This is a genomic window from Pseudomonas sp. FSL R10-0399, assembly GCF_009600165.1.
In the GTDB taxonomy this organism is placed as follows: Bacteria; Pseudomonadota; Gammaproteobacteria; order Pseudomonadales; family Pseudomonadaceae; genus Aquipseudomonas; species Aquipseudomonas helleri.
Map to the genome: position 1 here is coordinate 20,834 of NZ_WIWK01000082.1, position 7,761 is coordinate 28,594.

The 7,761-nt window shown below is 59.8% G+C and carries 7 protein-coding genes; 5 read left to right on the plus strand and 2 right to left on the minus strand.

Annotated features, from left to right (window positions below):
• Nucleotides 1-60 precede the first annotated feature (60 nt).
• Nucleotides 61-822: a YdcF family protein gene (locus GHO41_RS20600; protein WP_153434515.1), complete on the minus strand. Its 762-nt coding sequence runs from the start codon at nucleotides 820-822 to the stop codon at nucleotides 61-63.
• 146 nt (nucleotides 823-968) lie between these two features.
• Entirely contained in the window at nucleotides 969-1,256 is a 288-nt protein-coding gene (locus tag GHO41_RS20605; protein WP_153434516.1) for a hypothetical protein, read from the minus strand.
• A 233-nt stretch (nucleotides 1,257-1,489) separates the two neighbouring features.
• On the opposite strand from GHO41_RS20605, the gene leuS reads away from it, so the two are divergent.
• From leuS to GHO41_RS20630, 5 genes are all read left to right on the plus strand, one after another.
• Entirely contained in the window at nucleotides 1,490-4,096 is a 2,607-nt protein-coding gene (gene leuS, locus GHO41_RS20610; RefSeq protein WP_153434517.1) for a leucine--tRNA ligase, read from the plus strand.
• 90 nt (nucleotides 4,097-4,186) lie between these two features.
• Nucleotides 4,187-4,786, plus strand: coding sequence for an LPS assembly lipoprotein LptE (lptE, locus tag GHO41_RS20615; protein ID WP_048367630.1), 600 nt, complete (start codon nucleotides 4,187-4,189; stop codon nucleotides 4,784-4,786).
• Between the two features lie 47 nt (nucleotides 4,787-4,833).
• Nucleotides 4,834-5,871 carry a DNA polymerase III subunit delta gene (gene holA / locus GHO41_RS20620; protein WP_048367632.1) on the plus strand — a complete coding sequence of 346 codons (1,038 nt, stop codon included), beginning with the start codon at nucleotides 4,834-4,836 and terminating at the stop codon, nucleotides 5,869-5,871.
• A 97-nt stretch (nucleotides 5,872-5,968) separates the two neighbouring features.
• A complete protein-coding gene (gene arfA, locus GHO41_RS20625; protein ID WP_003444166.1) occupies nucleotides 5,969-6,118 on the plus strand; it encodes an alternative ribosome rescue factor ArfA in 150 nt (49 codons plus the stop codon).
• Between the two features lie 50 nt (nucleotides 6,119-6,168).
• On the plus strand, nucleotides 6,169-7,482 hold the full coding sequence (locus GHO41_RS20630) for a lytic murein transglycosylase (RefSeq protein WP_153434518.1): 1,314 nt from the start codon (nucleotides 6,169-6,171) through the stop codon (nucleotides 7,480-7,482).
• Nucleotides 7,483-7,761 lie beyond the last annotated feature (279 nt).

The following is a 7,761-nucleotide window of genomic DNA, read 5'->3' on the forward strand; positions in this document are numbered from 1 at the left end:
CCCCTGTAGGAGCGAGCTTGCCTCGCGATCTTTTAAAGATCAAAAGATCGCGAGGCGCACTTAGCGGTAAAACAACGGGTAGGCGATCTGCCCGACGGCTTCGTTGAGCAACAGCCCGGACTGCCAGACAGACTTGTACTCCGGCATCCAGCCGCCCAGCGGCCTGGCGTTGTCGACGCTTAAAAAGCCGACCGGCGCCGGCACGACCTCAAACCCCGCCTTTTCAAAGCTCCACACCGAACGCGGCATGTGCCACGCCTGGGTAACCACCACCACGCGCTTGATGCCCTGCGGTAACAGAATTTCGGCACTCATCTGCGCGTTTTCCCAGGTGGTGCGGCTGCGTTCTTCTTTCCAGCGAACCTCAACCCCCGAATCTTCGCGCAACGAATCGGCCATTATCTGCGCCTCGCTCGGCGGGGTGCCGTAGTGCAAGCCGCCCGTGACCAGCACCGGCAACCCCGAAGCCTTGGCCAGTTGCGCCGCATAACGCTGGCGTTCCAGGCCGATCCCGGTGGGCTGATCGCTGCCCCACGCCGGATCGCCACGCTCACGCCCGGAGCCCAGCAGCACAATGGCATCGGCGCGTTCAGACAAGCTCGACCACTCGCTTGGGGCTAGCGCAGGCTCGCGCTCAATGGCGCGGGCGCTCCACTCCACCATCACCGGCAAGCTCATCAGCCATAAGCCACCAAGGCCCACGGCAAACAGCGCACCGGCCAGACGCGGACGCGAATGGCGCAGCCACCAGGCCGCCAGCAGAAATAAAAGAAGGATGCCCGGAGGCAATAGAAGTTGTTTAACAAAGTAGCGAAAAGGCATCGAGCATCTCCATAGATGCCCGAAGCCTAAGGGGGTTGAAGGGAGGCATCAACAGGGCTGGCCAAAACTCAATCACAACCCGTGTTACCTCAACCCTGAGGAAATGCCGCTCTTCACCTGGGCCCGACCTGAATCGTCGCGCTGGCCTACTTACCCTTAACCCTGTCTTTGAGCCAGATGACCTTGGCTGTCTGAGGGGCTTTTTGCTCAGTACCGCTGCCTTGCAGGCGTTTATCAGCCTCACGCCCGATCCGGTTTAAATAAACGTTGATCAACTCCAACTCGGCACGACTCAAACCACGCAATTCCAATTCGGCAGGACGTTCGTTTCTCAGTCGCACTGCCGTCTTTGCTGAATCAAGAGCCACACTCAAACGATCAATCAGCCGCTCGAACACCTCCGAATTTATAGCCTTGTATTGCGACTCAACCATCCGTCCACCTCATTAAGGAAGTTTCTTCCCCCCACCAACAGCGTAGCTGCGCTGCTAAAACCAGCTCGCCGCCGCGACCAACGGAACGATGAGGCAATCAGGGTTTCCCTCGATAGAGTGGGGTCATGTATGCTACGGGACTTCCTGTAACCCCTGCTCCAACCTGACCGGGCAACAAAAATGTCCGCGTGAGTTGAAGAGGATTAGGCCACCCTTCATTAGTACAAGTAGCCATGCACGAACAATATCAACCCCGTGAAATAGAAGCCGCCGCCCAATCATTCTGGGACAACCAAAAGTCCTTCGAAGTCAGCGAAGATCTAGGCAAGGAAACCTACTACTGCCTATCGATGTTCCCGTACCCAAGCGGCAAGCTACACATGGGGCACGTGCGCAACTACACCATCGGTGACGTGATCTCGCGCTACCAGCGCATGCTCGGCAAAAACGTTCTGCAACCCATGGGTTGGGACGCTTTCGGCATGCCGGCTGAAAACGCGGCGATGAAAAACAAAGTCGCACCGGCCAAGTGGACCTACGACAACATCGCTTACATGAAAACCCAGCTGTGCAGCCTGGGTCTGGCGGTGGACTGGTCCCGCGAGATCACCACCTGCAAGCCTGATTACTACCGCTGGGAACAGTGGCTGTTCACCCGCCTGTTCGAAAAAGGCGTGATCTACCGTAAAAACGGCACCGTGAACTGGGACCCGGTCGACCAGACCGTTCTGGCGAACGAACAAGTGATCGACGGCCGCGGCTGGCGTTCAGGCGCGCTGATCGAAAAACGCGAAATCCCGATGTACTACTTCAAGATCACCGCTTACGCGGATGAGCTGCTTGAAAGCCTCGACGACATGCCCGGCTGGCCGGAGCAAGTCAAAACCATGCAACGCAACTGGATTGGCAAATCCCGTGGCATGGAAGTGCAGTTCCCCTACGACCAGGCTTCCATCGGCGAAGCGGGCGCACTCAAAGTCTTCACCACCCGTCCAGACACCCTGATGGGCGCCACTTACGTGGCCGTGGCCGCAGAACACCCGCTGGCCACCCTGGCAGCGCAAAACAACCCTGAGCTGCAAGCGTTTATCGCTGAATGCAAAGGCGGCAGCGTTGCCGAAGCCGACGTGGCGACCCAAGAGAAAAAGGGCCTGCCCACCTCGCTGTTCGTGGAACACCCACTGACTGGTGAAAAGCTCCCGGTTTGGGTCGCCAACTACGTTCTGATGCATTACGGCGATGGCGCTGTAATGGCAGTGCCGGCGCACGACGAGCGTGATTTCGAATTCGCCACCAAGTACAACCTGCCAATCAAGTCCGTTGTCCGCACCAGCGCAGGCGATGAGTCGCCAGCACCGTGGCAGGCCGCTTACGGCGAACACGGCCCGCTGATCAACTCCGGCGAATTCGACGGGCTGGACTTCCAGGCCGCATTCGATGCCATCGAAGCCGCCCTGACTGCCAAGCACCTGGGCCAGTCGCGCACCCAGTTCCGTCTGCGTGACTGGGGCATCAGCCGACAGCGCTACTGGGGCTGCCCGATCCCGATCGTGCACTGCGACACCTGCGGTGACGTGCCGGTCCCGGAAGACCAACTGCCGGTCGTATTGCCAGAAGACGTCGTACCCGATGGCGCCGGTTCGCCATTAGCGCGCATGCCTGAGTTCTACGAGTGCAACTGCCCTAAATGTGGCGCACCGGCCAAACGCGAAACCGACACGATGGACACCTTCGTCGAATCGTCGTGGTACTACGCGCGCTATGCTTCGCCGCACTTCGACGGTGGCCTGGTAGAACGCAAGGCGGCTGACCACTGGTTGCCGGTCGACCAGTACATCGGCGGTATCGAACACGCGATCTTGCACCTGCTGTACGCGCGCTTCTTCCACAAACTGATGCGCGACGAAGGTCTGGTCAGCTCCAACGAGCCGTTCAAGAACCTGCTGACCCAGGGCATGGTTATCGCTGACACCTATTTCCGTACCCTGGACAACGGTGGCAAGGACTACTTCAACCCGGACGACGTAGAAGTCGAGCGCGACGCCAAGGCCAAGATCATCGGCGCCACGCTGAAGTCTGACGGCCTGCCGGTTGAAATCGGCGGTTCGCAAAAAATGTCCAAGTCGTTGAACAACGGCGTCGACCCTCAGTCCATGATCGAGCAATACGGCGCAGACACCTGCCGTCTGTTCATGATGTTCGCCTCGCCACCTGACGCCAGCCTGGAATGGTCGGATGCAGGTGTTGAGGGTGCGCACCGCTTCCTCAAGCGCGTATGGCGCCTGGCCCACGCTCACGTAGGCCAGGGCCTGCCGGGCGCGCTGGATGTTGCCGGCCTGAATGACGAGCAAAAGGTCATTCGCCGTGCCATTCACCAGGCTATCAAGCAAGCCAGCCAGGACGTCGGCCAGCATCACAAATTCAACACCGCCGTTGCCCAGGTAATGACCGTGATGAACGTGCTCGAAAAAGCACCGCAAGCCACCGAACAGGACCGCGCCCTGCTACAGGAAGGTCTTGAGACGGTTGCCTTGATTCTCGCGCCGATCACGCCGCACATCAGTCACGTACTGTGGGGCCAGTTGGGTCACGCCACGGCAATCATTGACGCCGCCTGGCCAACCCTGGATGAAAGCGCACTGGTGCAAGACACCCTGCAGCTGGTTATTCAGGTGAACGGCAAACTGCGCGGTCACATCGAAATGCCTGCGGCTGCCAGCCGTGAAGAGGTTGAGGCGGCTGCCCGCACCAACGAAAACGTGCTGCGCTTTACCGAAGGCCTGACGATCCGCAAAGTGATCGTGGTACCGGGTAAATTGGTCAACATCGTCGCCAGCTAATTGGAACAGGCGCCCGGCCTTTGAGCCGGGCGCCCATTAAAACCTTTCGGGTCGCAATGCCGACCTACCTGGTTTCAAGGGGAGCTACACATGATCAAACGCAACTTGCTGGTGATGGGTCTCGCTGTTCTGTTGAGTGCCTGCGGCTTCCAGCTGCGCGGTACCGGCACCAACCAACTGACCATTACCGAGCTGGGCCTCAGCGCCCGTGATGCTTACGGCCAAACCGTTCGCGACCTGCGCCTGGCGCTGGAAGGCAGCGGCGTTAAAATCACCGACGCGGCACCGTACAAGCTCGTATTGAACAATGAGCAAGAAAACCAGCGCGCTGCCAGCTACACCGGCACCGGCTCGACCGCTGAGTACGAACTGACCAAGGTCTTGAACTACCAGATCAAAGGCGACAACAACCTGGTGTTGCTCGAGAACAAAGTTGAAGCCCGCAAGTTCTTCATGCAAGACAGTGGCAACATCGCGGGTAGCACTCAGGAAGCTTCGATGGTCCGCAAGGAACTCGACCGCGATCTGGTTCAGCAAGTCCTGCTGCGCCTTGAACAACTGACGCCAGCACGTCTGGCCGAACTGCAAACACTGGCCGACGAAAAGGCCCGTGCAGAAGCGGCAGCCCTGGAAGCCCAGCAAAAAGCTGAAGCCGAAACCCCTCAGCAGTCGCCACTCGAACTGCCATAAGTAAGGGATACGGGGCGCTCAAGCGCCCCGTCATCTATCTAGCCCCTATGAAACTCGCCCCCGCTCAACTCACCAAACACCTGCAAGGCAGCCTGTCGCCGGTCTACATCATCAGCGGCGATGACCCGCTGTTGTGCCAAGAAGCTGCCGACGCCATCCGCACGGCTGCCCGCCAGCAGGGCTTTGATGAGCGCCAGGTGTTCAGCGCCGACGCCAGCTTTGACTGGGGCACGCTGCTGCAAGCGGGCGCCAGCATGTCGCTGTTTGCCGAACGGCGCCTGCTGGAATTGCGCCTGCCTTCCGGCAAACCCGGCGACAAAGGCGCTGCGGCCCTGATCGAATATTGCTCGCGCCCGGCCGAAGACACCTTGCTGCTGATCAGCCTGCCCAAGCTCGACGGCAGCGCGCAAAAGACCAAGTGGGGCAAAGCCCTGATTGAAGGCCCGCAGACCCAGTTCTTGCAGATCTGGCCGGTGGACGCCAACCAGTTGCCGCAATGGATTCGTCAGCGCCTGTCACAAGCCGGGCTGGCCGCCAGCCAGGACGCTGTCGAACTCATCGCCGCTCGGGTTGAAGGCAACCTGCTGGCGGCAGCCCAGGAAGTCGAAAAGCTCAAGCTGATGGCCGAAGATGGCCAGATCACCGTCGAAACCGTGCAGGCAGCGGTGGCTGACAGCGCCCGCTTTGATGTGTTCGGCTTGGTCGATGCGGTGCTCAACGGCGAAGCGGCGCATGCCCTGCGCATGCTCGAAGGCCTGCGCGGCGAAGGCGTCGAGCCACCCGTCATTTTGTGGGCGTTGGCCCGTGAGCTACGGGTACTGGCCAACATCGCACTGCAATACAGCCAGGGCATCCCGCTGGACAAAGCCTTCAGCCAGGCCCGCCCACCGGTCTGGGACAAGCGCAAACCACTCATGAGCAAAGCGTTGCAACGCTATTCGGCACAACGCTGGGCCCAGTTGTTGATGGATGCGCAACGCATTGATGCCCAGATCAAAGGCCAGGCCGCCGGGTCAGCCTGGAGCAGCCTGAGCCGATTAACGCTGCTGATGTGTGGGCAACGTCTGAATTTGCCAGCGGAGTAATCCTCAACGCGGGGGCGCACTGGACAACTCAAAAAAACTGGCCGATGATTTGCGCTCGTTCACATTGAGCCTTTTCTAACCCAGCGAGAGTAAAGCCATGAGCAAGCGCCCCAACAAGGCCAAGTCCATTGTTGCCCAACCCCTGTTCCGCAGCCGCCAGGAACGCCCCGCCAAAGGCAAAGGCAGCTACCGCCGCGAAGCCTTCCAGTCGAGAGACCGGGAGGCTTTTTACTTTCTGGCTGCGTGACAGCGGGGATGATAAGGTCTGCATCTGATTTGCATTTCGTGGACCTGCGCATGTCTTTAAGTTCTTCACACCGTTGGCCGATGCGCCAACTGATTGCTTTTTCCAGCGTCATCTTGTTAGTCGCCTGCGCAGAAAAACCCACCGCAGCCGATGCCCAGCCTTTGCCTGTCCCGCCTGCTGCGCCGGTGGTTACCACCAATGCCGCCAGCACTGACACGCCCGACATTCAGCCCGCTCAGAGCTTTGACCAATGGCTGGCCAATTTCCGCGTGCAAGCGCTGAATGCCGGGATCTCGCCGACTATTTTCGATAACGCGTTCAACGGCGTTACGCCCGACATGAGCGTAATCAAGGCCGACCGCAGCCAACCTGAATTCAGCCGCCCGGTCTGGGAATACCTCGACGGTGCCCTGTCACCTTTGCGCGTGCGCAATGGCCAGCGCCTGCTGGAGCAAAACGCCGAACTGCTGAGCCGCATCGAGCAACGCTACGGTGTTGACCGCCGGGCGCTGGTGTCGGTGTGGGGTATGGAAAGCAACTTTGGCACCTTCCAGGGCAACAAGTCGGTGATTCGCTCACTGGCCACCCTCGCCTACGAAGGCCGTCGCCCGGAGTTCGCCCAAAGCCAACTGATTGCCGCGCTCAAGATCATTCAGGAAGGCGATGTCACGCCGGACAAGATGCTCGGCTCCTGGGCGGGCGCCATGGGCCAGACCCAGTTCATCCCGACCACCTATGAAACCCACGCTGTGGATTTCGACGGCGATGGTCGCCGCGACATCTGGAACAGTTCAGCCGACGCCCTGGCCTCGACCGCCCACTACCTGCAAAGCTCTGGCTGGAAGCAAGGCCAGCCGTGGGGCTTTGAGGTTCAGTTGCCTGCCGGGTTCGATTACGCGCTGGCCAATGGCGCGGTGCGCAAAAGCGTCAGTGAATGGCGCAAGCTCGGCGTAACCCTGCCGGCAGGCACCCAGGCACCTGACGGGGCCGAAGAACTCAGCGCGACCTTGTTGTTGCCGGCTGGCTACCGTGGCCCGGCGTTTTTGGTGCTGGATAACTTCCGCGCCATTTTGCGTTACAACAATTCGTCATCGTATGCCTTGGCGGTGGGTTTGCTGTCGCAGCGCTTCAATGGCGGCGGGGTGATAGTGGGCGACTGGCCAAAAGACGACCTGCCCCTGAGCCGCACCGAGCGCATGGAATTGCAAACCCTGCTGAGCCAGCGCAACTTCGATGCAGGCAACCCTGACGGCATTATTGGCGCCAATACCCGTAAAGCGATTCGCAGTGCGCAACAAGCGTTTGGCTGGCCCGCCGACGGCTACCCGACGCACAAACTGCTAGAGCGTTTGCGCAGCCAATAACCCATTACCTTGGAGCTGCCGCCCCGTCTACGACGCCGCGCTGTCGCGCAGCAAACAGGACAGCGAGTATCTTCAACATCCCCCAATCGGTTCCCTCTCCTTCGGGAGAGGGCTCTTAGATCAAGATCAAAAGATCGCGAGGCAAGCTCGCTCCTACAGGGTCTTTAGAATCAGTCACTTATTTTGTGTTTGATAGGAGGGTCGCCCCGTCTTCGACGCCGCGCTGTCGCGCAGCAAACTGGGTCTAGAGTTGAAGAGCGCGCGCGGGGACAGAGTTCG

Excerpts from the sequence above, each read along its gene's own strand:
- GHO41_RS20600 (WP_153434515.1), bottom strand. The coding sequence starts at position 822 with ATGCCTTTTCGCTACTTTGTTAAACAACTTCTATTGCCTCCGGGCATC.
- GHO41_RS20605 (WP_153434516.1), bottom strand. The coding sequence starts at position 1,256 with ATGGTTGAGTCGCAATACAAGGCTATAAATTCGGAGGTGTTCGAGCGG.
- leuS (WP_153434517.1), top strand. The coding sequence starts at position 1,490 with ATGCACGAACAATATCAACCCCGTGAAATAGAAGCCGCCGCCCAATCA.
- lptE (WP_048367630.1), top strand. The coding sequence starts at position 4,187 with ATGATCAAACGCAACTTGCTGGTGATGGGTCTCGCTGTTCTGTTGAGT.
- holA (WP_048367632.1), top strand. The coding sequence starts at position 4,834 with ATGAAACTCGCCCCCGCTCAACTCACCAAACACCTGCAAGGCAGCCTG.
- arfA (WP_003444166.1), top strand. The coding sequence starts at position 5,969 with ATGAGCAAGCGCCCCAACAAGGCCAAGTCCATTGTTGCCCAACCCCTG.
- GHO41_RS20630 (WP_153434518.1), top strand. The coding sequence starts at position 6,169 with ATGTCTTTAAGTTCTTCACACCGTTGGCCGATGCGCCAACTGATTGCT.